The following is a 26,681-nucleotide window of genomic DNA, read 5'->3' as shown; positions in this document are numbered from 1 at the left end:
ATGGCAGTGTTGGTCACTCGGCCGGGAGAGCAAGGCAACGCGCTTTGCTCTCTGCTCGAAAGGCACGGCATTTCCGCATATCACCATCCTCTGATCGACATTGTCGCCGATCTCACGGACACGCACCTCTCTAAACATCTACATCAAGCTCAAATTGTTATCGCTGTTAGTCGACATGCAGTGCAATGTGCACAGCAAATCTTAGCCAGCAACGGGATGTCATGGCCGAAACAAGCCATTTACCTTGCCGTTGGTCAAAAAACAGCACACTATTTAAGCAAATGTACCCAACAGAAAGTACACTATCCCCAAGTCAGTGATAGTGAACACTTATTGCGACTGCCAGAGCTCAACAATGTGGCCCAACAACAAGTTCTTATCCTTCGTGGTAACGGCGGAAGAGAGCTGATCAAAGATGCATTGGTGAGACGTGGCGCAAAAGTTCACTATAGTGAGACTTACAAGAGAGAATTCATCCCATTCGATCCAGTAAGCTGTGTCTCACTATGGAAAACCCTACAAATTGACCAGATCATCGTCACCAGTGGTGAGCAACTGGATTATTTGTGCAGCCAATTGACGTCAGAGCAATTGACTTGGCTTAATCAACAAGAGTTGTATATCCCCAGTCAGCGTATCGCTGACATCGCACTTCAAAGGGGGTTCACTCGGGTGAGATGCACGGGAAGCGCATCCAACCAAGAATTACTGGCGGCTCTCCAGCCCTAGCTACACAGGATATAGGCATGACAAGTAAAAATAACGACCAAAAAAATAACGATAAAAACCTTTCCGAAGAAACCTCATCGGCACCGCTAGCCGAAAAAAGCACATCGCAGCAGGATGCGGCCCCTAAAAAAGAACAGCCAAAAGTGGCCGAGCCCCCAAAAACAGCCGAGCCAGCCAAAGTCGAATTTGAAGAAAAACAAGGCAAGCGCGGAGTTAAACTAGGCACAGTCGCTATCATCTTATCGATTATTTTTGGCGGTGGCCTCGCATACAAGCTACATCAGCAGCAAGCCGATTACCAAGCGCAGATCGCCCAACTAAAAAGTCAGCTAGAAAGCACTCAAGCTTCCATGAAGCAAGAGCTCAGCCGGGTACAAGAAGAAACCATCGAGAAAGCAACGACCGTGACACACAAAGCGGAAGTGGTACTTGGACAGCAACAGAAGAGCATTGAAAGCTTACAGCTCGCCGTTGCCGATGTGAAAGGTCGTCGACCAAACGACTGGCTACTTGCTGAAGCCGATTACCTCGTCAAATTAGCAGGTCGTAAACTGTTCTTAGAGCATGACGTAGAAAGCGCCACTCAACTAATGGAAAGTGCTGATCAACGCATTGCCGCACTGAATGACCCTAGCCTCGTCAAACTACGTAAAGCAATGGCGAACGATATCACCAAACTTCGTACTATCCCGCTGATTGACCGTGATGGATTGGTACTACGCTTAACTGCTCTGCAACAGCAAGTAGACAAGCTACCTCTCGCCAATGCACTACTCCCAGAAGCAGAAGCCGTAGAGAACACTGAAGTGTCGGAAGATATTGCAAACTGGCAAGATAACTTAATGACCTCTCTGAAGGACTTTTCAGAAAACTTCATTACCTTCCGCACGCGCGATGGTAACGTCATTCCACTGCTTTCTCCTGAGCAACACTTTTACCTAAAAGAAAACATCAAAGCCAAATTGGAGACCGCAATAAAAGCGGTGTACCAAGAGCAAGGTGAAATTTACACCACGTCTCTAAAAACGGCCGACAAATGGGCATTAGCTTTCTTCAACCAAGACGATAATTCCGTTAAAGAGTTCAACAAAACTGTTAACCAGTTAAGCCAGCAAAACATACAAGTGGAATACCCAACGAAACTGCAAAGTCAGTCTCAACTATCAGATGTCATCCGTGAGCGCCTACGTCGCGAAGTCACAACGATGACAGGTATGGAGGATAAGTAATGTTTCGTCTTATTTTCCTATTTGTTGTACTAGGTGCAGGACTATTTGTTGGCACTCAATTTTCTGGTCAGCAAGGCTATGTACTCATCTCCATCGCTGAGAAAACGATCGAGATGAGCGTAACGACATTGGTCGTATTCGTTATCGCAGCACTCGCAGGCCTTTTTCTACTTGAGTACCTAATTAAAAAGCTAGTTTACGCAAGTTCTACAACATGGAACTACTTCAGCGTGCGCAAAATGCGCCATTCCCGTCGATACACCAATGAAGGCATTATTAAACTCCTAGAAGGAGACTGGAAAGGTGCCGAGAAAAAAGTGACTCGTTGGGCGAATCATCACGACATGCCACTACTTTGTTACTTAGTTGCGTCTGAAGCTGCACAAGGTCAAGGTGATAAAGCAAAACGTGATCACTACCTAGAGCTAGCAAGCCAGCAAGAGAATGCTCATCTCGCAGTAGAGCTAACTCGTGCTAAACAGTTTATTCGCGATAACGAGTTCGAGGCTGCTTTCGATACTTTGCAATCGTTAAAAGGTCAGTATGCGAGTAATTCGATTGTATTGAACTTGCTGAAAACAACGTACATGCAGCTAAAATTGTGGCAACCTCTTATTGACCTCTTGCCACAACTCACCAAAGCAAAACTCATCACGGAAGAAGAACACGCAGAGCTGATTCAAAAGGCGCAATGCGGCTTACTCCATGAAGTGGCACAGCAGCAAGGTAGCGAAGGGCTTATTTCTCATTGGAATGGCCTTGCACGCAAAGTAAAACAAGACACACACCTAGTCGCCTGTTTTGCTCGTGAGTTGATAGCCCGGAAAGCAGATGCTGAAGCCTTTACTGTGCTAAAAGAAGCATTGAAAAAGCAACCGGCTCCTGAGCTTTATCAACTACTGCCAGATCTAAACCTGCCAGATATCCACCCTGTCGTGGTTTTCTTAGAGGGAGTAGTGAAGAAAGAGCCAGATAACGCCGCTGCGCATAGCGCATTAGCGCACTTCTATTTCCGTCAAGAGAAGTGGCAAGAAGCCCAAGACCACTTTGAGATCGCCTTAAAGCTTCGCTCTGACGTCTCTGATTATGCATTCCTAGCAGATACACTAGAGAAGCAGAATCTAACTAAAGCCGCTCACGAAGTCTCTCGTAAAGCTCTCACGCTCGTCCAGAACGACTAAGTAGCGGTCATTTAACCAAGCCGGCAGTTTACTGTCGGCTTTTTTATTGCCTGTCATTTATCAACACTCCACAAACCTGCAATATCCACTAGAGCTAATGCCCTGCAATCGCCTGAACTTCATTAGGAGGCCCCAGCAAAGCTTCTTTAGTTCGTTCCCAGCAGCACTCCATTAAGCTCACTAAAAGCCTCTAAAAAATAGCTTGCTCACTTTCTTCAAGGCGAACAACCAAATATAAGTTTCTAGGAAGGAACTCTACTAGCAAAATGCAGATAACTTGAAATAGTGTAGGAAGCAAAATAGGTACATAAGCTCCGATACTCTCCATTCTCTTTAGTGAGGACTGTCCTATACAATACTTAGAGCGTATTTATTGTACCAACCAGGGCAAGATAGCGAAGAGCCACTAGGTAACACTAAGAGCGCTAACGCACGTAATATAGAGTAAAGGCACGTCCCTTGTTAACAGAAACACTTCACCCTTAGAGGTAGGAATGCCAATACTCAGACTTGATGGCTCTCGTTAGAAGATAAAGTTATGAACTTCTGTTGCTGCACAACCCGTGGATAGCGAGAACGCGCTTAAAGCAAGGCTTCTCAAGTGACATAGTGCTGGGATACCTAGTCCGGGGATACGATCAACTAAGGGATGGATCCCAGTCCCTAACGAATTTCCAAGCGTCAGAAACGAAGAAAGCCTCGCTATTTCTAGCGAGGCTTCTGAATAGTGGCGGAGAGATAGGGATTTGAACCCTAGATACGCTATTAACGTATGCCGGTTTTCAAGACCGGTGCTTTCAACCACTCAGCCATCTCTCCACAAATTGTCATCAACAGATTAGTACACTGATGATGTTGTTACTTGTCTATGCAAATAACGATATTTAAAGCCTGGCGATGTCCTACTCTCACATGGGGAAGCCCCACACTACCATCGGCGCTATTTCGTTTCACTTCTGAGTTCGGCATGGAAATCAGGTGGGTCCAAAACGCTATGGTCGCCAAGCAAATTCTTTAATTCGGAAAGCTGTTTCTTAATTCTCGTTCTTACACATTCAACGTTCTTTCATTGAGTCCATCAAAACCCCTTGGGTGTTGTATGGTTAAGCCTCACGGGCAATTAGTACAGGTTAGCTCAACGCCTCACAACGCTTACACACCCTGCCTATCAACGTCGTAGTCTACGACAACCCTTTAGGATACTTAAAGTATCAGGGAGAACTCATCTCAAGGCTCGCTTCCCGCTTAGATGCTTTCAGCGGTTATCGATCCCGAACTTAGCTACCGGGCAATGCGTCTGGCGACACAACCCGAACACCAGAGGTTCGTCCACTCCGGTCCTCTCGTACTAGGAGCAGCCCCTTTCAATTCTCCAACGCCCACGGCAGATAGGGACCGAACTGTCTCACGACGTTCTAAACCCAGCTCGCGTACCACTTTAAATGGCGAACAGCCATACCCTTGGGACCGACTTCAGCCCCAGGATGTGATGAGCCGACATCGAGGTGCCAAACACCGCCGTCGATATGAACTCTTGGGCGGTATCAGCCTGTTATCCCCGGAGTACCTTTTATCCGTTGAGCGATGGCCCTTCCATTCAGAACCACCGGATCACTATGACCTGCTTTCGCACCTGCTCGAATTGTCATTCTCGCAGTCAAGCGGGCTTATGCCATTGCACTAACCTCACGATGTCCAACCGTGATTAGCCCACCTTCGTGCTCCTCCGTTACGCTTTGGGAGGAGACCGCCCCAGTCAAACTACCCACCAGGCACTGTCCGCAACCCCGATAAGGGGTCGACGTTAGAACATCAACACTACAAGGGTGGTATTTCAAGGACGGCTCCACGCAATCTAGCGACTGCGCTTCAAAGCCTCCCACCTATCCTACACATGTAGGGTCAATGTTCAGTGCCAAGCTGTAGTAAAGGTTCACGGGGTCTTTCCGTCTAGCCGCGGGTACACTGCATCTTCACAGCGATTTCAATTTCACTGAGTCTCGGGTGGAGACAGCGTGGCCATCATTACGCCATTCGTGCAGGTCGGAACTTACCCGACAAGGAATTTCGCTACCTTAGGACCGTTATAGTTACGGCCGCCGTTTACCGGGGCTTCGATCAAGAGCTTCGACCGAAGTCTAACCCCATCAATTAACCTTCCGGCACCGGGCAGGCGTCACACCGTATACGTCATCTTACGATTTTGCACAGTGCTGTGTTTTTAATAAACAGTTGCAGCCACCTGGTATCTGCGACTCTCAATAGCTCCATCCGCAAGGGACTTCACCGTCGAGAGCGTACCTTCTCCCGAAGTTACGGTACCATTTTGCCTAGTTCCTTCACCCGAGTTCTCTCAAGCGCCTTGGTATTCTCTACCCGACCACCTGTGTCGGTTTGGGGTACGATTCCTTACAATCTGAAGCTTAGAGGCTTTTCCTGGAAGCATGGCATCAATGACTTCACATCCGTAGATGCTCGACGTCGTGTCTCAGCCTTAAGAGAAACCGGATTTACCTAATTTCTCAGCCTACGCACTTGAACCTGGACAACCGTCGCCAGGCCCACCTAGCCTTCTCCGTCCCCCCATCGCAATTGTAAGAAGTACGGGAATATTAACCCGTTTCCCATCGACTACGCCTTTCGGCCTCGCCTTAGGGGTCGACTTACCCTGCCCCGATTAACGTTGGACAGGAACCCTTGGTCTTCCGGCGAGGAGGTTTTTCACCCCCTTTATCGTTACTCATGTCAGCATTCGCACTTCTGATACGTCCAGCATGCGTTACCACACACCTTCAACCGCTTACAGAACGCTCCCCTACCCAATACTCAAAGAGTATTGCCGCAGCTTCGGTTTACTACTTAGCCCCGTTACATCTTCCGCGCAGGCCGACTCGACCAGTGAGCTATTACGCTTTCTTTAAATGATGGCTGCTTCTAAGCCAACATCCTGGCTGTCTGAGCCTTCCCACATCGTTTCCCACTTAGTAGTAATTTGGGACCTTAGCTGGCGGTCTGGGTTGTTTCCCTCTCCACGACGGACGTTAGCACCCGCCGTGTGTCTCCCGGATAGTACTTACTGGTATTCGGAGTTTGCAAAGGGTTGGTAAGTCGGGATGACCCCCTAGCCTTAACAGTGCTCTACCCCCAGTAGTATTCGTCCGAGGCGCTACCTAAATAGCTTTCGGGGAGAACCAGCTATCTCCAGGTTTGATTGGCCTTTCACCCCTAGCCACAAGTCATCCGCTAATTTTTCAACATTAGTCGGTTCGGTCCTCCAGTTGATGTTACTCAACCTTCAACCTGCCCATGGCTAGATCACCTGGTTTCGGGTCTATATCCAGAGACTGAACGCCCAGTTAAGACTCGGTTTCCCTACGGCTCCCCTAGATGGTTAACCTTGCCACTGAATATAAGTCGCTGACCCATTATACAAAAGGTACGCAGTCACAGGACAAAGCCTGCTCCTACTGCTTGTACGTACACGGTTTCAGGTTCTATTTCACTCCCCTCACAGGGGTTCTTTTCGCCTTTCCCTCACGGTACTGGTTCACTATCGGTCAGTCAGTAGTATTTAGCCTTGGAGGATGGTCCCCCCATATTCAGACAGGATATCACGTGTCCCGCCCTACTCGATTTTACTGAATATGCGTCGTCAGTTACGGGGCTATCACCCTGTATCGCCAAGCTTTCCAGCTTGTTCACCTAACGCGTATAAAGCTTAAGGGCTAGTCCAATTTCGCTCGCCGCTACTTTCGGAATCTCGGTTGATTTCTTTTCCTCGGGGTACTTAGATGTTTCAGTTCCCCCGGTTCGCCTCGTTATGCTATGTATTCACATAACGATACTTACTTATGTAAGTGGGTTTCCCCATTCGGAAATCCCAGACTCAAGTGGTTTTTACTACCTAATCTGGGCTTATCGCAAGTTAATACGTCCTTCATCGCCTCTGACTGCCAAGGCATCCACCGTGTACGCTTAGTCACTTAACCATACAACCCGAAGGAGTTTCGAGTTGATGTTCAAATCACCAAAGTTGTCTCTCATTATTTGAATGAGCGAGAGACATTTCGATTTTGCCGGACTCAAATTCCAAGAACACTTGAATGTGTTTTTAGTTGTATTCATAAATGAATACTTTGAGAACTTTACAAACAACAATAAATTGTTGTTTTGTCAGCTTTCCAAATTGTTAAAGAGCTAGATTTTCTGATGAAAACCATTTTTAAAGATTCTTTTTCAAGAACATTTAAAGATGGTGGAGCTATGCGGGATCGAACCGCAGACCTCCTGCGTGCAAGGCAGGCGCTCTCCCAGCTGAGCTATAGCCCCATCAAGGTGTGTCGATACTGTATGCCAATTCCTTGGGAAGGAAATTGGTGGGTCTGAGTGGACTCGAACCACCGACCTCTCGCTTATCAGGCGAACGCTCTAACCACCTGAGCTACAGACCCAGTATCGTCTTTTAAACTTCATAAACCGTATCAATCTGTGTGAACACTCATCGCAATAATCATCGTATAAGGAGGTGATCCAGCGCCAGGTTCCCCTAGCGCTACCTTGTTACGACTTCACCCCAGTCATGAACCACAAAGTGGTAAGCGTCCCCCCGAAGGTTAAACTACCTACTTCTTTTGCAGCCCACTCCCATGGTGTGACGGGCGGTGTGTACAAGGCCCGGGAACGTATTCACCGTGGCATTCTGATCCACGATTACTAGCGATTCCGACTTCATGGAGTCGAGTTGCAGACTCCAATCCGGACTACGACGCACTTTTTGGGATTCGCTCACTTTCGCAAGTTGGCTGCCCTCTGTATGCGCCATTGTAGCACGTGTGTAGCCCTACTCGTAAGGGCCATGATGACTTGACGTCGTCCCCACCTTCCTCCGGTTTATCACCGGCAGTCTCCCTGGAGTTCCCGACATTACTCGCTGGCAAACAAGGATAAGGGTTGCGCTCGTTGCGGGACTTAACCCAACATTTCACAACACGAGCTGACGACAGCCATGCAGCACCTGTCTCAGAGTTCCCGAAGGCACCAATCCATCTCTGGAAAGTTCTCTGGATGTCAAGAGTAGGTAAGGTTCTTCGCGTTGCATCGAATTAAACCACATGCTCCACCGCTTGTGCGGGCCCCCGTCAATTCATTTGAGTTTTAATCTTGCGACCGTACTCCCCAGGCGGTCTACTTAACGCGTTAGCTCCGAAAGCCACGGCTCAAGGCCACAACCTCCAAGTAGACATCGTTTACGGCGTGGACTACCAGGGTATCTAATCCTGTTTGCTCCCCACGCTTTCGCATCTGAGTGTCAGTATCTGTCCAGGGGGCCGCCTTCGCCACCGGTATTCCTTCAGATCTCTACGCATTTCACCGCTACACCTGAAATTCTACCCCCCTCTACAGTACTCTAGTCTGCCAGTTTCAAATGCTATTCCGAGGTTGAGCCCCGGGCTTTCACATCTGACTTAACAAACCACCTGCATGCGCTTTACGCCCAGTAATTCCGATTAACGCTCGCACCCTCCGTATTACCGCGGCTGCTGGCACGGAGTTAGCCGGTGCTTCTTCTGTCGCTAACGTCAAATAATGCAGCTATTAACTACACTACCTTCCTCACGACTGAAAGTGCTTTACAACCCGAAGGCCTTCTTCACACACGCGGCATGGCTGCATCAGGCTTGCGCCCATTGTGCAATATTCCCCACTGCTGCCTCCCGTAGGAGTCTGGACCGTGTCTCAGTTCCAGTGTGGCTGATCATCCTCTCAGACCAGCTAGGGATCGTCGCCTTGGTGAGCCCTTACCTCACCAACTAGCTAATCCCACCTAGGCATATCCTGACGCGAGAGGCCCGAAGGTCCCCCTCTTTGGCCCGTAGGCATCATGCGGTATTAGCCATCGTTTCCAATGGTTATCCCCCACATCAGGGCAATTTCCTAGGCATTACTCACCCGTCCGCCGCTCGACGCCGTTATCGTTCCCCGAAGGTTCAGATAACTCGTTTCCGCTCGACTTGCATGTGTTAGGCCTGCCGCCAGCGTTCAATCTGAGCCATGATCAAACTCTTCAATTTAAGATTTTGTTCGGCTCAATGAATACTGAACATTACATAAAGTAATGTTTGAATTGACTGTGCTGAATCCGAAGATTCAATGGTCACTTCGTTTCATTGAAACCTAATTTGAAACCGCTCTTTATTAAGAGAAATTTCTAATTGGATTATCATCAACGAGTGCCCACACAGATTGATAGGTCTATATTGTTAAAGAGCTTGCTTTGCGAGAAGCTTTTCTCTCAAAGCGGAGGTGCATTCTAGCGATTTAATTGACAGTGTCAAACACTTTTTCAATTTTATTTTCGTAGAAGCTTTTTACCTCTCCGACCCTGCTGAAGCCTTATCGCGTCTGCCGTGTCGGTGGATGCGCATTATAGGGAACTCAGATCCGTTCGCAACCCTTTTTTGGAAAAAAATGGAAAAAACTGACTGTTCGATGACTATTTCATCAAAAAAGCAAAAAAGAGGGTAAAAAACCCTCTTTTTTTGCCTCATAAGCCGTATTTAAATGAATGCGTACGCGTCTGCGAACATACGTTCGCTCTTCGCTTTCTTGTTCTGAGTGAACTGTTCACGTGCTGCACCAGCCATTTCGAAGCGACCTGCAATATAGATATCGTAGTTTTCTAAGCTTTCGAAATCTTCACTCACCGCTTGTAGCACGTTACCAACCTTACCTTGCCAATCAGCAGGTGCTTCTTCTACTACTGGAACAAAGTGAACGTTAGTAAACTTATCAGCGATCTCGACCAGTTCTTCTTTTGCATAAAGTTGGCAGTTATCGCGCGCGCCCCAATATAGATAGATAGGGTTGGTTTTGTTCTGCGCTACGCAGTGATCCAGAATCGAGCGCACGTAACTAAAACCTGTACCACCAGCAATTAATAATAGTGGACGTTCACTTTCTTCTTGAACCCAAGCATCACCATGCGGGGCATCAATTTCAATCTGACCATCAGTTTCAAGCGCCGCTTGCATTGCTTCGACAACTTCTTGAGCGTAAGCGTTGTGTTCCGCCGCACCGATATGCAGTTCAAGTTCACCTTCATGACGGCAAGGGCTGCTCGCGATAGAGAAAGGACGTTTGTCTTTTTCACCCATCACTACCATTAGGTACTGACCCGCTTTAAAAGGCACTGGTGATTCTGGGTGAAGAAGGATTTGGTAAGTATTACAAGCTAACGGCTGAATAGACTTTACTTTACATTGGATGGTCATGGTGTTCCTCTCGCTTACTCATCAAAAGTAAGCACTAAATTACTTTCTGTATAGGCTTGACAAGGGAATATCCAACCTTGCTGTTGCTCTTTTTCGGTTAGCATCGGTTCGAGGTGGTAATTCACCTCGCCCGTTAGCTTTTTACACATGCACATGGCGCAAGCGCCAACTTGGCAACGGTGTGGGAAGCGAATATTGTTGTTGAGCGCAGCTTCCAACACCGTCTCCCCTTCTTTTACTGGAAACGTAACGTCCATTGGTAGAAGGTGGACTTGATGACTCATAGAATACCTAACTGGTCCCAAATCTCATCGACTTTAGCCACAAGTTTAGGATCTTTTTTGATAGGCGTACCCCACTCGCGCGTGACTTCAGATTCGAACTTGTTGGTCGCATCCAATCCTAATTTGGATGAACTCTCAGTATTACCACGCACTTGAGTTGTGTCTCTATCTGGGTCCATTCGAGTTGTTACAGCCCAAATGATGTCATTCCAATCTCGTGCATTGACGTCATCGTCGCACAAGATAATGAATTTGTTATCCGCGTACTGAGAAAAGAATCCCCATAAATATTCCATCAATTCTTGAGATTGACCAGCTTGGTCTTTCTTCATAGTCACGACAGCAAATTGGTTGTTTGCTGCAGCTGGTAGATAGACGTCAACAATCTCAGGACATTGCTGTTTTAATGCATCCAGATCCGCTTCGGTAATCGCTTTATTGTCACGCTCGGTAACCTTGGTTCGTGTCGCCAGCTCGGCATCCCATTTAATGGTCGCATCCAAGCCCATCTTAGAGCCAAGCCCAACCACTGGCGAAGCAAAGTCGAGCGAGTCGATTGGCGTGTTGTCTATCATCAAGGTATCACGTACAGGATCCATATGCTCTGACATGGCTTTAACGACATCATTCCAATCTCGCGCGTTTACCGATTCATCGCACACAATAACAAACTTGGTGTACATGAATTGACGTAAGAAAGACCACACCCCCATCATTACGCGCTTGGCATGACCTGGGTACTGCTTCTTCATGGTGACGACTGCCATTCGGTACGAACAACCTTCAGGCGGTAGATAGAAGTCTTCAATTTCTGGGAACTGCTTTTGCAGAATCGGCACAAACACTTCGTTTAATGCCACCCCCAATACAGCAGGTTCATCTGGCGGACGACCTGTGTAGGTACTGTGATAGATTGGGTCTTTACGCATAGTAATGTGCGTAATGGTAAACACGTGATGCTTTTCTTTTTCGTTGTAGTAGCCCGTGTGATCACCATAAGGACCTTCATCAGCAAACTCGTTCGGGTCGATATAGCCTTCCATGACGATTTCCGCGCTTGCTGGCACTTCCAGATCATTGCTGACTGACTTAACGACTTCAGTTTTGCTTCCACGCAGCAAACCTGCAAACGCGTACTCCGATAGCGTATCTGGCACTGGTGTTACTGCGCCAAGAATGGTTGCAGGGTCTGCGCCAAACGCAACCGAAACCGGAAAAGGTTTACCTGGATTGGTTTCCATCCAATCACGTAGGTCAAGCGCACCACCACGGTGAGCTAACCAACGCATGATGATTTTGTTCTTGGCAATTTTCTGCTGACGATAAATGCCTAGGTTCTGACGTTTCTTGTTTGGACCTTTGGTCACGGTTAAGCCCCACGTAAGCAGTGGTGCAACGTCTTCCGCCCAGCAACTCATTACCGGGATTTTGTCCAAGTCGACTTCATCACCTTGCCACACAATCTCTTGGCACGATGCTTTTCTTAAGCGCTTGGCTGGCATGTTCAATACTTGCTTGAACACTGGCAATTTTTCCAATGCGTCTTTGAAGCCTTTTGGTGGCTCAGGTTCTTTCAAATAAGCCAGCAGCTTACCGACTTCTCTTAATTCTTTAACGTCTTCACGTCCCATACCAATCGCGACACGCTCTGGTGTACCAAATAGGTTGGTCAGAACGGGGACGTTGTAGCCGATCGGATTCTCGAATAACAAAGCAGGGCCACCAGCACGCAAGGTGCGGTCACTGATTTCTGTCATTTCGTAAGCGGGATCGACAGGGTGAGCAATGCGTTTAAGTCGACCTTTCTGTTCTAGGTGGTCGATAAATTCGCGTAAATCCTTAAAACTCATAGGCCTTCATGACTGGCTGATTAAACTGTCCGCAGTATAACAAATAGGAGGACGCTAAGATCCTCCTATTTTGTGTGGGTATGTGAGCCAGATTACTTTAATACTTGCTCTATCTGCCGAGTCTTCACTTGATGGTTGTTAGAGACTAACTCTTCCAACCAGGTTTGATGCCCTTGCTGCGCCAGCTCTCGAGCGACCATGGTAGCTTCTTCCGATAGTGCCATTTTGCTCACTAGAAACTGTTTCACTTGCGGAGATAAAGGGTTGGACTTTGTAAGTAGACTAATGGCTTCTGGTTTGAGTGACGGATTGACGGTGGAGTTCATCAATTGCTGAATTGAAAAAACGTCCCCAACCGTAGCTAAACGCTCGAGTTCGGACTGGCTGTTGTAATCCGCTCTCATCCGCCAGAGTAAGTTGTACACTTCCTCATCTTGACTTACTTGCGCTAATCTCACGATCACGGCTGTCGATGGTAGCCAACTGGTCACATTCGCTTTGGTTAACTGAGTGGTTAATGCGGCAAGCGCATGCGGTGATAAGCTGTCCAACTCTCGAATCAAAAGTGCTTCACGCGCCTGAACTTGTTGAGATTGCCCTGTAAGCCATTGCTTTAAGTCGAGCTCTTTTCGCTCAGCTTGTAGTACAAAGTCCAAGGTACTTTGGTCTTGCTTCCAACGCTTAATCAAGCGGCTCGCAATGGCAGGAAAGTTAAAGGCAGGCACACTAAACTCATACCCGTCCCCTCGCTCTAGAACCTGATAAGTAGGAGTCATACGGATCTGAGACTCAACAAACAGAGCCATTCTAGGCGTGAGAATCACATCTTGCTTCTCAAGCTTTTCCAATAACCGAAAACGCACGACCTCTTGTTGAGGTAAAGCTAGTCGATCAAGGGCAAATTTAAGCGAGTCGACTTCATCCCTGACAACGTAATCAAGCAGTTCAGAGACTTTAGCCTGTATTTGAGTATCCTGAAGCCACTGTTCTACTACAGACTCCTGCATTTCCTTGGCAGATAACGTCGCGGGTAGTGTGATAAGTGACAAGCTCAGGAGTAATGACGACAACATTCCTTGTTGCATGTTAACCTCCCGATAACATTTTCCTCATTCTGATGCTTCCATCGGGAGAAAGCAACAAAAAAGCCACCGTTAACGGTGGCTTTTTTAGAATAAGGACTCAGCTATCACTGACGACGCATCGCATCGAAGAACTCATCGTTGGTCTTCGTCATCGCTAGCTTATCAATGAGGAATTCCATCGCGTCGATTTCGCCCATTGGGTGAACGATCTTACGCAGAATCCACATTTTCTGTAGTTCATCAGTCTTCGTCAGTAGCTCTTCACGACGTGTACCTGAACGGTTGAAGTCAATCGCAGGGAATACACGCTTCTCAGCAATCTTACGGTTCAAGTGCAGTTCCATGTTACCTGTACCCTTGAACTCTTCGTAGATAACTTCATCCATCTTAGAACCAGTATCTACTAGTGCCGTTGCGATGATCGTTAGGCTACCGCCCTCTTCAACATTACGTGCTGCACCAAAGAAACGCTTAGGACGGTGTAGTGCGTTTGCATCCACACCACCTGTCAGTACTTTACCTGATGAAGGTACTACGGTGTTGTAAGCACGAGCGAGACGAGTGATAGAGTCAAGCAGGATAACCACGTCTTTCTTGTGTTCAACAAGACGTTTCGCTTTCTCGATTACCATTTCCGCTACTTGTACGTGACGAGATGCTGGCTCATCGAAAGTCGACGCGACTACTTCACCTTTAACTAGACGCTGCATCTCTGTTACTTCTTCTGGACGTTCGTCGATAAGAAGTACCATCAACTCACACTCTGGGTGGTTGTATGCGATGCTTTGAGCAATATTTTGCAGAAGCATTGTCTTACCCGCTTTTGGCGGAGCAACAATCAGACCACGTTGACCCTTACCGATAGGCGATGCCAAATCTAAAACACGTGCTGTGATGTCTTCTGTAGAACCGTTACCACGCTCCATTACCATGCGTTCATTTGCATGCAGAGGGGTAAGGTTTTCAAATAGGATCTTGTTACGAGCGTTGTCTGGTTTGTCGTCGTTAACGGTATTGACTTTTAGAAGGGCAAAGTAGCGTTCACCGTCTTTTGGTGGACGAATTTTACCAGCGATAGAGTCACCAGTACGTAGGTTAAAGCGACGAATCTGACTTGGTGATACGTAGATATCGTCCGGACCCGCAAGGTATGAACTATCTGCACTGCGTAGGAAACCAAAGCCGTCTTGCAGAATTTCCAGAACCCCATCGCCAAAGATGTCTTCGCCGCCTTTAGCGTGCGCTTTTAAAATCGCGAAGATGATGTCTTGTTTTCTTAAGCGAGCTAGGTTCTCTAATCCTAAGCTTTCGCCCAGTTTTACAAGGTCAGACACAGGTCTGTTCTTCAGTTCGGTAAGGTTCATGGTGGTGGATTCTTGTTTAGTCAAAATAAGATCTGTTTTCTAGTTAAGATGGATTTGGTCTCAGGATCGACCAAGAAGAGAAATTTGTTCAATTAACGCGCGATAAGTTAGCACTAATTAGTATTCTAGTCCAGAGTTAGAAAAACAAAACCGTGCGTTGTTACTTTGCACGGTTTTATCTGTAATCACTTGGTGATTATAAGTTTGCGTCCAAAAACTCTTTTAGTTGAGTTTTAGACAGAGCACCAACTTTCGTTGCCGCTACGTTGCCGTCTTTGAATAGCAGTAGCGTTGGAATGCCGCGAATACCAAACTTAGGTGGTGTACCTGCGTTATGGTCGATGTTTAGTTTACCGATAGTGAGTTTGCCTTCGTACTCGTCTGCGATTTCGTCCAGAATAGGAGCGATCATTTTACAAGGACCACACCATTCTGCCCAGAAATCCACTAGAACCGGGCCTGCAGCGTTGATTACATCGTTTTCAAAACCGTCATCAGTTAGCTGCAAAATCTTATCACTCATCTTCCACTCCAATGTGTTTTTCGAAACTGGTTGGATGATAACCAGTAATTAGATGCCCTATTGGAATGTATTTACTTTCGTATTGCAAGCTTTAGCTGATATTCTATAGCCATGAAAAAGACGCATATCACAGAGCAAAAGTTCGCCGATTTGGGCTTAAAGCCCCAAGTTATTGAAGGATTGGACAAAAAAGGGTTCGAATTTTGTACCCCTATCCAAGCCTTGGCGTTGCCGGTCCTGCTCACCGGCCAAGACATCGCAGGCCAGGCCCAAACGGGTACTGGTAAAACGCTCGCGTTTCTTACTGCTACATTCAACCACCTTCTGACGACACCAGAGCATGAAGGTCGTAAGCCTACGCAGCCACGCGCAATCATTATGGCACCAACACGTGAGCTTGCTATTCAGATTTACAATGATGCAGAAGCATTAACTGAGAGCACTGGTCTAAAAACCGCTTTGGCTTACGGTGGTGAAAGCTACGATAAGCAATTGAATAAGCTGCAAGATGGTGTCGATATTCTGATTGGTACGACAGGCCGTATCATCGATTTCTACAAACAGCGCGTATTCAACCTTAACAACATTCAAGCCGTTGTTCTGGATGAAGCCGACCGCATGTTCGATCTTGGCTTTATTAAAGACATTCGCTTCTTGTTCCGTCGTATGCCTGAGCCAAAAGAGCGTTTGAACATGCTGTTCTCAGCGACGCTTTCTTACCGTGTTCAAGAACTGGCATTTGAGCACATGAACACCCCTGAGCATGTTGTGGTAGAACCAGAACAGAAAACTGGTCACCGTATTCAGGAAGAACTTTTCTACCCTTCTAACGAAGATAAAATGGCCCTCCTTCAAACTTTGATTGAAGAAGAATGGCCAGATCGCGCCATCATTTTTGCGAACACGAAACACAAGTGTGAATCGGTTTGGGGTCACTTGGCTGCCGATGGACACCGTGTCGGTCTTCTTACTGGTGATGTACCGCAGAAGAAACGTGAAAAGATTCTTGAGCAATTCACCAAAGGTGATGTCGACATTCTTGTTGCAACTGACGTTGCTGCGCGTGGTCTGCATATTCCTCAAGTGACGCACGTTTTCAACTACGACCTTCCTGACGACTGTGAAGATTACGTTCACCGTATTGGCCGTACCGGTCGTGCTGGTGCAAGCGGCCACTCGATCAGTTTTGCTTGTGAAGAGTACGCAATTAACCTGCCTGCAATCGAAGAATACATTGAGCACACTATCCCAGTTTCAGAATACGATTCGTCAGCGCTGATCCAAGATCTGCCAGCGCCAATTCGTATGCGTGCGCCACGCAACCAACAGCGTCGTACGAATACTGGCGGTACTCGTTCAGGTTCAGGTAACCGCAAGCCGCAAGGACGTCGTCCGCGCCAACCGCGTCAATCGGCACCAAAACAATCGTAAAAGGAAACTGAGTTCGTTTATGAGTCAAGCAGGATCATCGCCGCTATACGCCGCCATCGACCTCGGGTCGAACAGTTTTCACATGCTCGTTGTGCGTCATATCGATGGCAGCGTTCAAACAATGGCTAAAATTAAGCGCAAGGTTCGTCTAGCAGCGGGCCTAGATGAACATAATTCTCTTAGTATGGAAGCTATGCAGCGAGGATGGGACTGCTTAAGTCTATTTGCGGAACGCTTGCAGGATATTCCTAAACAAAACATTCGTATTGTAGGCACAGCCACTTTACGTACCGCCACGAATGTAGATGTGTTTCTGGAGAAAGCGAACCAGATTCTTGGTCAACCAATCGACGTTATCTCCGGTGAAGAAGAAGCGGCCACTATCTATAAAGGTGTCGCACACACTTCTGGAGGCAGCGGTCGCCGCCTTGTGGTCGATATTGGTGGCGCAAGTACCGAGCTCATCATCGGTGAAGGTTTCGAAGCCAAAGCACTGACCAGTTTAAAAATGGGTTGTGTGACTTGGCTGGAAAACTTCTTTAAAGATCGCCAGTTGAATGCGCGTAACTTTGACGCAGCAATTGAAGGCGCAAAGCAGACAATCCAGCCAATTCTAGAACGCTATACAGAAATCGGTTGGGATGTGTGCGTTGGCGCATCAGGCACCGTTCAGGCATTGCAAGAGATAATGCTAGCGCAAGGTATGGACGAAGTAATCACTCACTCCAAATTGAAACGCCTGCAGAAGCAAGCCATGTTAGCCGATCATTTAGAAGAGCTCGACATTGAAGGCTTAACGCTTGAACGTGCGTTAGTATTCCCTAGTGGCCTATCTATTTTGATTGCCGTTTTTGAATTACTGGAAATCGACGCGATGACACTCGCGGGCGGCGCACTACGTGAAGGCTTAGTCTACGAGATGGTTGAAGAGCTACGTCAAGAAGACATCCGTGCTCGCACAATTGCCAGCGTACAAAATCGTTATCAGCTCGATCACCAATATGGTGAACAAGTTGCGACACTGGCAAGCAAACTGTTGGAGCAAGCCGGCGGCGATGAGTGGATTACGGAACCTCAAGGCAAGATATTGCTTGAAACCGCCGCAAAGCTGCATGAAATCGGCTTAACGATCGATTTCAAAAAAGGCGGTGAGCACAGTGCTTACCTACTCCAGAATCTGGATTTACCTGGCTACACTCGCGCGCAGAAGTTCTTTATTGGTGAGATTGCCCGTCGTTATCGAGAACAACTCACCTCACTGCCTGAGCAACACGCGTTATCAGGCTCAAGTGCCAAGCGCGTACTGCGGTTGTTGCGCTTAGCGGTGTTGTTGACTCACCGTCGCAACCAAAACTTAGAGCCAAACGTCGTATTAACGGCTGAAGGTGACAACCTAACATTAAACATTGATGCGCAGTGGCTAGCGGCCAACCCGTTGACCGCCGCTGAGCTAGAAATCGAATCCAACCGTCAAACTGATATCGGTTGGCCATTAACGATTAACTCTGATTAATGGTTGTTATCCCATGACAAAGGCTCCTTCTGGAGCCTTTTTAATACCCGTTATTATCCTATGTACAACTCATAGAGTTTTGAGACACCGATGATCTAAATACTCATTTCGCTGTACATTTGCTTTAGAAACAACAAAGCCGCTATTAAAAGCGGCCTTGTTGCTATTAACTGATGAAAACTATGCCGTCGTAGTGACTTTAAAGTTAGGGTTCACTGCCGTTAGCTTCTTAATTAAGTAATTCAGTAGTACGCCGTACATAGGCACAAACAGACCAAGACTAATCACTAACTTAAAGCCGTAGTCCACCAGCGCGATTTCCGTCCAATGTTCCGCCATAAATGGATCTGGACTTTGGTAGAACGCAATCGCGAAGAAGGCGATGGTATCCAGTGCATTACCAAAAAGCGTTGAACACGTTGGGGCCACCCACCACTGTTTCATTTGACGTAGGCGGTTGAACACGTGCACATCCATAATCTGACCAAGTAGATACGCCATGAAGCTAGCAATCGCGATACGAGCAACGAATAAGTTAAATTCCCCTAAGTGACCAAAACCTTGGAACTGCCCCTCGAAGAACACCACCGATAAGAAGTAAGAGACAGCCAAAGCAGGCAACATTACTAAGAAAATGATCTTACGCGCCAACTGAGCACCGAAAATACGTACGGTTAAATCCGTCGCAAGGAAAATAAATGGGAAGGTGAATGCACCCCAGGTGGTATGTAAGCCAAAGATAGTAAACGGTAGCTGAACTAGGTAATTGCTGGATGCAATAATGACTAGATGAAATAAAACCAGATAGATAAGGGCGTTGCGCTGCTGCGCAGGGGTAAAGTTACTCATGCGATACCTTTTTAGTTTGGTTTGGGGGCGAGGGAACCCAAATCGAGCGTTTTCTACAGAGAAAAGCACTCTTACCAACAATGTAAAAAATGACGATTAAACTAGCTTAACTCATTCAGAGTAAAGCGGTGGGCGATTATACATTAACCAATTTTACTCACAAGCGGTGTTTTATACGCAAACGTTTCTTCGCGAACATCACGTCAAAACCAAGGGCTTTGATGCAAAAATAAGAAAGGGTGTTTCATGTGAAACACCCTTTAAAGAATAGATAACTTGAATTTAGAAGCCGCGTTGGAACAATCCGGCTAAATAGTCGAGCTCTTCCCTACTCTCTTCTATTGTTAGCGCTTCAAACCAAATCGCTTCGCTGTAGTGCTCCGCTTTCATAAACAAGCGGCAGCCTTCAAAATCGATCAACCAAGAGTGAATATCCGCATCCCACTGTTTTTCTACCACAGACGCAGATAATAATTTCACCAAACGCTCACCCAATGCCGGAAAAGTATCGAGGTCGAAGCTTGGAGCGGTAATAATAAGACGCCCTTCTTCAACAATGTAATCAGCGAGACCAAATTCCTTGTACATATGGATTCCTTATCCGTGGTGAGTAATGTGTTCTTGGATCAGATCCAAGAATGGATCGGCGTATTTTTCTAGTTTACGTTGACCAACGCCACTAACCGCTAACATTTCGCCGTATGACGTTGGCAGCATTTCTGCCATATCAATCAAGGTCGCATCACTGAATACCACGTATGGTGGCAAACCGTCTTCATCGGCGATCGACTTACGTAGCTTACGTAGTTTGGCAAACAACTTCTTATCGTAGTTTTTGCTGGTCAGTTTATCCGACTTCGCGGCACGTGCAGCGGTATCTAAACGTGGAACTGCAAGTTCTAAAGACACATCACCACGTAGTAATGGACGTGCTTCTTCGGTTAATTGCAACGTCGAGTTACGAGTGATGTTTTGAAATAGCAGCCCTTTATGAATTAACTGGCGGAAGATACTCACCCAGTAATCATGGCTGTGATCACGACCAATGCCGTAAGTCGAAATTTTATCGTGGCCGTGTTCGCGCACACGAATGTTTTGCATCCCACGCAGCACCTCAACCACATACGTCATACCAAAACTTTGGTTAACGCGGTAAACACACGACAACGCTTTACGCGCTTCTTCGGTCGCATCAAAGTGTTTTGGTGGGTCCAGGCAGATATCGCAGTTACCACACGGCTTTTCGCGATACTCTCCAAAATAGTTGAGCAGTACCTGACGACGACAGGTTTGCGCTTCCGCAAAAGCACTCATCGCATTGAGTTTGTGGCTTTCTACCTGCTTCTGCGGTCCATCATCTTTTTCATCCAACATACGACGCAACCAACTGATGTCTGCTGGGTCGTATAGCATCATCGCTTCGGCAGGCAGGCCATCTCGCCCTGCTCGACCGGTTTCCTGATAATAGGACTCGATGTTACGTGGAATATCAAAATGCACGACAAAGCGCACGTTTGGCTTATTGATACCCATACCGAATGCAACCGTCGCAACGACGATTTGAATGTCATCACGTTGAAAAGCTTCCTGAACGTAAGCTCGCTCTTCCGTATCCATCCCTGCATGATAACCAGCAGCGCGGATATGGTTGTTGCATAGCTTCTCGGTCACCATTTCAACTTTCTTACGACTGCCGCAGTAAATAATGCCGCAGCTTCCCTTCTGGGTGGCTAGATAGCGAATGATTTGAGAAACCGGTTTGTGCTTTTCCACCAAGGTGTAACGAATGTTGGGACGATCAAAGCTTCCTAGATACACCTGAGGTTCATGTAAGCGTAAGCGTTCTAGAATATCACGACGCGTCGCATCATCGGCGGTGGCTGTGAGTGCCATAAAGGGCACATGCGAAAAGTGTTGCTTTAACTGACCTAACGCCGCGTATTCTGGGCGAAAATCATGTCCCCACTGAGAGATACAATGTGCTTCATCCACGGCGATCATAGATAAGGGTAAGTTTTCTAAGCGCTCAATAAAGTCACGCATTAACACGCGCTCTGGCGAAACATACACTAGCTTAAGCTGACCAGAGTGCATGCGATTATACACACTCAGTAGCTCTTCTCGATTCATGGTCGAGTTCACACACTCCGCTGCTACACCATTGGCTTTCAGTTGATCAACTTGGTCTTTCATCAATGAAATCAGCGGTGAAATCACCAAGGTAATCCCTGAGCGCACTAACGCCGGAATTTGGTAACAGAGAGATTTACCACCACCAGTCGGCATGATGACCAAGCTGTCTTTGCCTTCGATAGCGGCTTCAATAACTTCTTGCTGACCATCACGAAACGTCTGGTAACCGAATACTTCCTCCAACACACGTTGAGGCGTTACAGGCGTATCTGATTGTTCGGCTAGCAAGGTTGAGGTCATGAATAATCTCAGATTGAGTGATCGTAGAAATGCTTTTGCATGCCCAGGCACACAAAGTGAGGGCACATTGTAATGGGGTTTCGTGGTGAATAAAACCGCAAATTGCTAGGTGTTTCGCATCACGACTCGTATACTGATTTTCTGCTCTATAAACACACAATTAGGTGACACCTCATGACACCAGAAGACGAACAACAACGCGCTCGGCAAGGTATCTTGCTGGCGATTGGTGCCTATACCATGTGGGGCATTGCGCCGATGTATTTTAAATCCATCGCACAAGTATCCCCTTTGGAGATTCTGAGCCACCGGGTGATTTGGTCTTTCTTTTTGCTTGCCGCACTCCTTCACTTTGGCCGTCACTGGCGCTCGGTTTACTACATCGCGAAAGACAAAACGAAGATCGCTTACCTGATCGCAAGTTCTGTATTAATTGGCGGAAACTGGCTGATTTTCATCTGGGCGGTCAATTCCAATCATATGCTTGACGCGAGCTTAGGCTATTACATTAACCCATTAATCAATGTCTTGCTCGGCATGGTCTTTTTGGGAGAGCGACTTCGTAAGTTGCAATGGTTTGCTGTCGTATTAGCGGGCTGTGGTGTACTGGTCCAATTGATTGTATTCGGCTCCGTGCCCGTTGTTGCGATGGCGTTAGCAATGAGTTTCGGCTTCTATGGCCTCTTAAGGAAGAAAGTCAGTGTCGATGCAAAAACAGGATTGTTTATCGAAACATTACTTCTTCTGCCTGTCGCCGCCGTGTATCTGCTGTTTATTGCAGAAACCCCAACGTCGAATATGCTCACTAACCCGTTAGCATTAAATAGCTTGTTGATTGCAGCAGGGGTGATTACCACACTGCCCCTACTTTGTTTTACGGGTGCGGCAACAAGACTCAAATTATCAACATTGGGCTTTTTCCAGTACATTGGCCCAAGCTTGATGTTCTTACTTGCAGTACTGATGTATGGCGAACCCTTTACCATGGATAAAGCGATTACCTTTGCCTTTATTTGGGGAGCGCTAGTCGTATTTAGCTTTGATGGACTGCGCAACAACCGTCGCTCACGCCGAATCGTTCAGCCACAGTGATCGTTTTTTACAAGACAAGTTAGAAATTGCCAGATAAGCTTGGTCATAATGTGACCAAGCTTTTTTGTATGTAATGGAACAGATTCAATACTACGCAACCGACCATGATCAGCTGAGCCTGATCGAGGCGAAATACCAGAAGTTTGCTTTTCAAAGGCACTATCATCTGGATTTTCACCTCGGTCTGATCACGCATGGCACGCAAAAGTTCCAATATCAAGGCTGTAGCCATCAAGTGGGTCATGGGCAAATCGTAATTATGCCGCCAGATGAACTGCACGACGGGCACTCTAAGCTCGAAAGTGGCTATGAAGTGAATGTATTTGCGATCGAGCCGCACCTACTCAGCGATCTTGCCGATCTTAGTCAAAATGGTCAAATAATCCGCTTTAATGAATTGATCATCTCAGATCCACAGATATTTTCACAACTTAGTAACTTGCATGCTCTTCTTCGCCGCGAGAACCTCAGCCAACTCACCAAAGATTGCCTTCCTTTTGAAGGATTTAATCAACTTTTTGATCGCTACGGATCACTCGCGAGGCAAAAAGTGGTTCCGCTTGGAAAACAGTCTTTGCATACCTTAAAAGATTACTTAATGGCGAATCTCGACCAAACAGTTCGTTTAGATGCACTATCAGAGCTCTGCCAACTGAGCCCCACGCAGTTTCAACGCCATTTCAAAGCGCAAACGGGGATGACTCCCTACGCTTGGTTTGCTCGCTTGCGATTAGAGCAAGGAATGAAACTACTCCAAGCAGGATGGTGTGGTACGGACGTCGCCTATCAAGTGGGTTTTTATGATCAGGCCCACTTTAGTAAAGCGTTTAAACAAACCTATGGCGTCTCGCCTTCACAAGTGGCACGCTAATACCTCATACGCTGTGGTATTCAGTACTGCTAGTTTTTTACAAGCACTACCGAATAAGAATCACGACAATAGCTCATATCCACTATGTTTTGAGATGTGTTATGAATGAATCGACTATCCTTTTAACGCTTGCCAGTATCCACTTCATTGCCTTAATGAGCCCAGGTCCGGATTTTGCGCTTGTGGTACAAAATGCCACCCGTCATGGCCGTCAAACTGGCTTATACATTGCGCTTGGCTTATCAGTCGGTATTTTGCTGCATTCTTTATTCAGCCTAACTGGGGTGAGCTATTTAGTTCACCAGCATCCTCTGCTCTACTCCGTCTTACAATTGCTTGGGGGCAGCTATCTGTTGTATTTGGGTATCGGTGCACTGCGCGGCGTGATCGCGACGATCAAAAAACCACTTTCTGATCAGCCAAGCAAAAACAGTAACCTTGTGATCGGTAATAAACGTCAGGCGTTTACCAAGGGGTTCGCAACCAATATTCTCAACCCCAAAGCCTTAGTATTTTTTGTGAGTTTAATGTCGAGCCTTGTCCCAGTGGGCATGTCGGTGACAGGAAAAGGAATTGCTCTGGTGATTTTGTTTGGTTTGTCGCTACTCTGGTTTTCTAGCCTTGCATGGATGCTGTCAACGCAGCGCTTGCAAACAAGATTGCAGCAAGCCGGCATTTATATAGATGGTTTATGTGGTGTGGTATTTACCCTAGTTGGCAGCAGTATTTTAGTGCAAACCTTCCGCTCCTTTCTCGATAACTCTCTGATTTAAAAGCGTCGCACACTCGACATTTCTTTAATAGGAAACTCGACGACTATCTCCGTGGCTGCCAAGCTGAATAACCTTAGTTGGCAACATGGAGAGTCATCATGCAATGGACATTTAACCGACTCGTACTCTCGGGTCTTTTTCTTACTTCCCCTTTCACCTTCACTGGACAAGCCTTCGCTAACCAAGCTGCAGATTCGGTCGCACCAGAGCACAGCACTGGCATTGAGCAAAAGCAGCTGGTCAAAGCTAAAGATTATATGGTTACCGCTGCTAACCCACTGGCGACTCAAGCGGGTGCAGACGTACTTGAGCAAGGCGGGAATGCGATAGATGCCATGGTCGCGGTGCAATTGATGCTCGGCTTAGTTGAACCCCAGTCATCAGGCGTTGGTGGTGGTGCGTTCTTAGTGTATTGGGATAGTGAAAAGCAAAAACTGACCACTTACGACGGACGTGAAACCGCCCCCCTCGCCGTAACGCCAAAGCTATTTTTAGATGAGAACGGTCAGCCATTGCAATTCTACGATGCCGTGGTTGGAGGACGCTCTGTCGCAACACCAGGCACCGTGAAACTATTGTGGGATACCCACCAGAAATACGGCAAGCTGGAATGGAAAAAGATCATTCAGCCTGTTATCTCGCTTGCGGAGCAAGGATTCAAAGTCAGTCCTCGCCTAGCAAGCTTGATAGAAAAAGACGCCGAGCGTTTATCACGCTTTCCAGTAACAAAAGCCTATTTCTTTAACTCGGATGGCTCGCCAAAAACCGAAGGTACGCTATTAAAAAACCCTGAATACGCACAAACGCTGAGTGCTATTGCTAAGCAAGGCGCCCAAGCCTTCTACCATGGGGACATAGCCAGAGACATTATCAAGACGGTACAAAACGCGCCGGGTAACCCCGGCGTATTAGCCCAACCCGACTTTGATACCTACCAAATCAGACAACGTGAGCCGGTTTGTGCAGCATACCAAAGCTATGACATTTGCGGCATGGGACCACCAAGCTCTGGCGCGCTCACCATTGGTCAGATTTTGGCGATCACTGAACAGTACGATCTCAAAGGCTGGGGGGCTAACAGCATTAAATCTTGGCAAGTACTCGCCGATGCATCGCGTCTAGCGTTTGCTGACCGTGGTAAATACATGGCAGACCAAGATTACGTGCCGATGCCAACGCAAGGCTTGCTTGATGAAAGCTACCTCCAGCAGCGAGCAGAGCTGATCCAAGTCGGCAAAGCACTAAGCAAAGTTGAAGCGGGCAATCCTCCGTGGTCGCACGCAATGAAATTAAGCATGGACGAGTCCATTGAACTCCCTTCCACCAGCCATTTCAATATCGTCGATAAGCAAGGCAATGTGGTTTCAATGACGACCACCATTGAGAATGCGTTTGGCTCGCGCTTAATGGTGCGTGGCTTCTTGCTCAATAATGAACTGACCGATTTCTCTTTCCGTACTCATAACGACGGAATCCCAATCGCCAACCGCATAGAACCAGGCAAGCGTCCACGATCTTCAATGGCCCCGACCATTATGATGAAAGATAACAAACCTTACATGGCGATAGGTTCTCCGGGTGGCAGTCGAATCATCGGTTACGTGGCGCAAACCATCATTGCCCACACGCAATGGGATATGAATATCCAACAAGCTATCAATCAACCACGATTACTCGACCGTTTTGGCACCTTAGATATTGAGCAAGGTACCGCTGCAGAAGGCTTACAGCCAGAGCTGGAGAAGATGGGCTTTAAAACCAATGTTCGTGATTTGAATTCTGGACTGCATGCGATACGCATAACAAAAGATGGACTAGAAGGTGCCGCAGATCCTCGTCGAGAAGGAGCAGCAATCGGCAAATAGGCCTGTTTTGCTCGACTCCTTGTGCGAGATCTCTCACAAGGAGTGGAGCAAACCTCTCTTTTTTAATGGTAAAACAGCCCAGAAACAAACATAAGATATTGAATAATATAAACATGTTTATTTTTCAAACGCTTTTGATTGAGAAAAATGTGGGCTTCGGCCATTGTTGAGAATCGTGAAGAGCGTAATATGAACCTTGTCGGAAGGATGCTGACACGGAACAGGAAACACCACGGATTTGGTGGACTTCAGGAAGAAGAAACGGGTATTCAGGATGAATAGTCGGGCATGGATTGCAAAACTGGACATTGAACGGAATCAATAGTAACTAGGACGGT

18 protein-coding genes, 3 tRNA genes and 3 rRNA genes are annotated in these 26,681 nt (G+C 47.1%); 9 read left to right on the top strand and 15 right to left on the bottom strand.

Features of this window, described 5'->3' with window-relative positions:
• From VEA_RS02530 to VEA_RS02520, 3 genes are read left to right on the top strand one after another with little or no spacing between them, the layout of a single operon-like run.
• A complete protein-coding gene (locus VEA_RS02530) occupies window positions 1-729 on the top strand; it encodes a uroporphyrinogen-III synthase (RefSeq protein WP_006743004.1) in 729 nt (242 codons plus the stop codon).
• Between the two features lie 17 nt (window positions 730-746).
• Window positions 747-1,958 carry a uroporphyrinogen-III C-methyltransferase gene (locus VEA_RS02525; RefSeq protein WP_012841285.1) on the top strand — a complete coding sequence of 404 codons (1,212 nt, stop codon included), beginning with the start codon at window positions 747-749 and terminating at the stop codon, window positions 1,956-1,958.
• Complete coding sequence (locus VEA_RS02520) at window positions 1,958-3,139, top strand: heme biosynthesis protein HemY (RefSeq protein ID WP_005393852.1); 1,182 nt, start codon at window positions 1,958-1,960, stop codon at window positions 3,137-3,139. The genes VEA_RS02525 and VEA_RS02520 overlap by 1 nt, the downstream gene beginning before the upstream one ends.
• A gap of 728 nt (window positions 3,140-3,867) precedes the next feature.
• Here VEA_RS02520 and VEA_RS02515 read toward each other — a convergent pair.
• The 12 genes from VEA_RS02515 to trxA form a co-directional block, all read right to left on the bottom strand.
• Window positions 3,868-3,958 (bottom strand) — tRNA-Ser (locus VEA_RS02515).
• A 70-nt stretch (window positions 3,959-4,028) separates the two neighbouring features.
• Window positions 4,029-4,145, bottom strand: a 5S ribosomal RNA gene (gene rrf, locus VEA_RS02510).
• Between the two features lie 93 nt (window positions 4,146-4,238).
• Window positions 4,239-7,128, bottom strand: a 23S ribosomal RNA gene (locus tag VEA_RS02505).
• Window positions 7,129-7,392: 264 nt separating this feature from the next.
• Window positions 7,393-7,468, bottom strand: a tRNA-Ala gene (locus VEA_RS02500).
• A 45-nt stretch (window positions 7,469-7,513) separates the two neighbouring features.
• Window positions 7,514-7,590: transfer RNA gene (locus VEA_RS02495), tRNA-Ile, on the bottom strand.
• A gap of 67 nt (window positions 7,591-7,657) precedes the next feature.
• Window positions 7,658-9,210, bottom strand: a 16S ribosomal RNA gene (locus VEA_RS02490).
• The 16S, 23S and 5S rRNA genes sit together here with 3 tRNA genes alongside, the layout of an rRNA operon.
• A gap of 486 nt (window positions 9,211-9,696) precedes the next feature.
• On the bottom strand, window positions 9,697-10,410 hold the full coding sequence (fre, locus tag VEA_RS02485) for an NAD(P)H-flavin reductase (RefSeq protein ID WP_005398442.1): 714 nt from the start codon (window positions 10,408-10,410) through the stop codon (window positions 9,697-9,699).
• 14 nt (window positions 10,411-10,424) lie between these two features.
• On the bottom strand, window positions 10,425-10,694 hold the full coding sequence (locus VEA_RS02480) for a 2Fe-2S iron-sulfur cluster-binding protein (protein WP_012841284.1): 270 nt from the start codon (window positions 10,692-10,694) through the stop codon (window positions 10,425-10,427).
• Window positions 10,691-12,544: a 4-hydroxy-3-polyprenylbenzoate decarboxylase gene (ubiD, locus tag VEA_RS02475; protein WP_012841283.1), complete on the bottom strand. Its 1,854-nt coding sequence runs from the start codon at window positions 12,542-12,544 to the stop codon at window positions 10,691-10,693. Before ubiD ends, VEA_RS02480 begins: the two co-directional genes overlap by 4 nt.
• 92 nt (window positions 12,545-12,636) lie before the next feature.
• Window positions 12,637-13,629 (bottom strand): hypothetical protein, encoded by a 993-nt coding sequence (locus VEA_RS02470; RefSeq protein ID WP_012841282.1) that lies wholly within the window; start codon window positions 13,627-13,629, stop codon window positions 12,637-12,639.
• 104 nt (window positions 13,630-13,733) lie between these two features.
• On the bottom strand, window positions 13,734-14,993 hold the full coding sequence (gene rho, locus VEA_RS02465; protein ID WP_005378757.1) for a transcription termination factor Rho: 1,260 nt from the start codon (window positions 14,991-14,993) through the stop codon (window positions 13,734-13,736).
• 196 nt (window positions 14,994-15,189) lie between these two features.
• A complete protein-coding gene (gene trxA / locus VEA_RS02460; protein WP_004745500.1) occupies window positions 15,190-15,516 on the bottom strand; it encodes a thioredoxin TrxA in 327 nt (108 codons plus the stop codon).
• Window positions 15,517-15,627: 111 nt separating this feature from the next.
• On the opposite strand from trxA, the gene rhlB reads away from it, so the two are divergent.
• Both rhlB and gppA read left to right on the top strand, forming a co-directional pair.
• The gene (rhlB, locus tag VEA_RS02455; protein WP_005397003.1) at window positions 15,628-16,947 is read left to right on the top strand and encodes an ATP-dependent RNA helicase RhlB; all 1,320 of its coding nucleotides are present in this window, start codon (window positions 15,628-15,630) and stop codon (window positions 16,945-16,947) included.
• Window positions 16,948-16,966: 19 nt separating this feature from the next.
• Window positions 16,967-18,460: a guanosine-5'-triphosphate,3'-diphosphate diphosphatase gene (gene gppA, locus VEA_RS02450; protein WP_006743078.1), complete on the top strand. Its 1,494-nt coding sequence runs from the start codon at window positions 16,967-16,969 to the stop codon at window positions 18,458-18,460.
• A gap of 180 nt (window positions 18,461-18,640) precedes the next feature.
• Here the strand turns inward: gppA and VEA_RS02445 are convergent, their stop codons facing one another.
• From VEA_RS02445 to recQ, 3 genes are all read right to left on the bottom strand, one after another.
• On the bottom strand, window positions 18,641-19,309 hold the full coding sequence (locus tag VEA_RS02445) for a 7-cyano-7-deazaguanine/7-aminomethyl-7-deazaguanine transporter (protein ID WP_005397008.1): 669 nt from the start codon (window positions 19,307-19,309) through the stop codon (window positions 18,641-18,643).
• A 282-nt stretch (window positions 19,310-19,591) separates the two neighbouring features.
• Window positions 19,592-19,897, bottom strand: a complete 306-nt coding sequence (locus VEA_RS02440) for a DUF3630 family protein (protein ID WP_012841280.1) — start codon at window positions 19,895-19,897, stop codon at window positions 19,592-19,594.
• A gap of 9 nt (window positions 19,898-19,906) precedes the next feature.
• The gene (gene recQ, locus VEA_RS02435) at window positions 19,907-21,742 is read right to left on the bottom strand and encodes an ATP-dependent DNA helicase RecQ (RefSeq protein WP_005397012.1); all 1,836 of its coding nucleotides are present in this window, start codon (window positions 21,740-21,742) and stop codon (window positions 19,907-19,909) included.
• A 174-nt stretch (window positions 21,743-21,916) separates the two neighbouring features.
• Between recQ and rarD the strand changes: the two genes are divergently transcribed.
• From rarD to ggt, 4 genes are all read left to right on the top strand, one after another.
• Window positions 21,917-22,834, top strand: a complete 918-nt coding sequence (gene rarD / locus VEA_RS02430) for an EamA family transporter RarD (RefSeq protein ID WP_006743075.1) — start codon at window positions 21,917-21,919, stop codon at window positions 22,832-22,834.
• 73 nt (window positions 22,835-22,907) lie between these two features.
• On the top strand, window positions 22,908-23,705 hold the full coding sequence (locus VEA_RS02425) for an AraC family transcriptional regulator (RefSeq protein WP_006743074.1): 798 nt from the start codon (window positions 22,908-22,910) through the stop codon (window positions 23,703-23,705).
• A gap of 101 nt (window positions 23,706-23,806) precedes the next feature.
• A complete protein-coding gene (locus VEA_RS02420) occupies window positions 23,807-24,478 on the top strand; it encodes a LysE family translocator (RefSeq protein ID WP_006743073.1) in 672 nt (223 codons plus the stop codon).
• A gap of 98 nt (window positions 24,479-24,576) precedes the next feature.
• Window positions 24,577-26,343: a gamma-glutamyltransferase gene (gene ggt / locus VEA_RS02415; RefSeq protein ID WP_006743072.1), complete on the top strand. Its 1,767-nt coding sequence runs from the start codon at window positions 24,577-24,579 to the stop codon at window positions 26,341-26,343.
• The last annotated feature ends 338 nt before the right edge of the window (window positions 26,344-26,681 follow it).

The organism is Vibrio antiquarius, from assembly GCF_000024825.1.
Classification (GTDB): domain Bacteria; phylum Pseudomonadota; class Gammaproteobacteria; order Enterobacterales; family Vibrionaceae; genus Vibrio; species Vibrio diabolicus.
Note: the sequence above shows the minus strand (reverse complement) of the source record. Positions and strands in the feature narration are given on the sequence as shown.

Excerpts from the sequence above, each read along its gene's own strand:
- rho (WP_005378757.1), bottom strand. The coding sequence starts at position 14,993 with ATGAACCTTACCGAACTGAAGAACAGACCTGTGTCTGACCTTGTAAAA.
- fre (WP_005398442.1), bottom strand. The coding sequence starts at position 10,410 with ATGACCATCCAATGTAAAGTAAAGTCTATTCAGCCGTTAGCTTGTAAT.
- VEA_RS02420 (WP_006743073.1), top strand. The coding sequence starts at position 23,807 with ATGAATGAATCGACTATCCTTTTAACGCTTGCCAGTATCCACTTCATT.
- recQ (WP_005397012.1), bottom strand. The coding sequence starts at position 21,742 with ATGACCTCAACCTTGCTAGCCGAACAATCAGATACGCCTGTAACGCCT.
- rarD (WP_006743075.1), top strand. The coding sequence starts at position 21,917 with ATGACACCAGAAGACGAACAACAACGCGCTCGGCAAGGTATCTTGCTG.
- VEA_RS02440 (WP_012841280.1), bottom strand. The coding sequence starts at position 19,897 with ATGTACAAGGAATTTGGTCTCGCTGATTACATTGTTGAAGAAGGGCGT.
- ubiD (WP_012841283.1), bottom strand. The coding sequence starts at position 12,544 with ATGAGTTTTAAGGATTTACGCGAATTTATCGACCACCTAGAACAGAAA.
- VEA_RS02480 (WP_012841284.1), bottom strand. The coding sequence starts at position 10,694 with ATGAGTCATCAAGTCCACCTTCTACCAATGGACGTTACGTTTCCAGTA.
- VEA_RS02445 (WP_005397008.1), bottom strand. The coding sequence starts at position 19,309 with ATGAGTAACTTTACCCCTGCGCAGCAGCGCAACGCCCTTATCTATCTG.
- VEA_RS02520 (WP_005393852.1), top strand. The coding sequence starts at position 1,958 with ATGTTTCGTCTTATTTTCCTATTTGTTGTACTAGGTGCAGGACTATTT.
- VEA_RS02530 (WP_006743004.1), top strand. The coding sequence starts at position 1 with ATGGCAGTGTTGGTCACTCGGCCGGGAGAGCAAGGCAACGCGCTTTGC.
- trxA (WP_004745500.1), bottom strand. The coding sequence starts at position 15,516 with ATGAGTGATAAGATTTTGCAGCTAACTGATGACGGTTTTGAAAACGAT.
- rhlB (WP_005397003.1), top strand. The coding sequence starts at position 15,628 with ATGAAAAAGACGCATATCACAGAGCAAAAGTTCGCCGATTTGGGCTTA.
- VEA_RS02525 (WP_012841285.1), top strand. The coding sequence starts at position 747 with ATGACAAGTAAAAATAACGACCAAAAAAATAACGATAAAAACCTTTCC.
- VEA_RS02425 (WP_006743074.1), top strand. The coding sequence starts at position 22,908 with ATGGAACAGATTCAATACTACGCAACCGACCATGATCAGCTGAGCCTG.
- ggt (WP_006743072.1), top strand. The coding sequence starts at position 24,577 with ATGCAATGGACATTTAACCGACTCGTACTCTCGGGTCTTTTTCTTACT.
- VEA_RS02470 (WP_012841282.1), bottom strand. The coding sequence starts at position 13,629 with ATGCAACAAGGAATGTTGTCGTCATTACTCCTGAGCTTGTCACTTATC.
- gppA (WP_006743078.1), top strand. The coding sequence starts at position 16,967 with ATGAGTCAAGCAGGATCATCGCCGCTATACGCCGCCATCGACCTCGGG.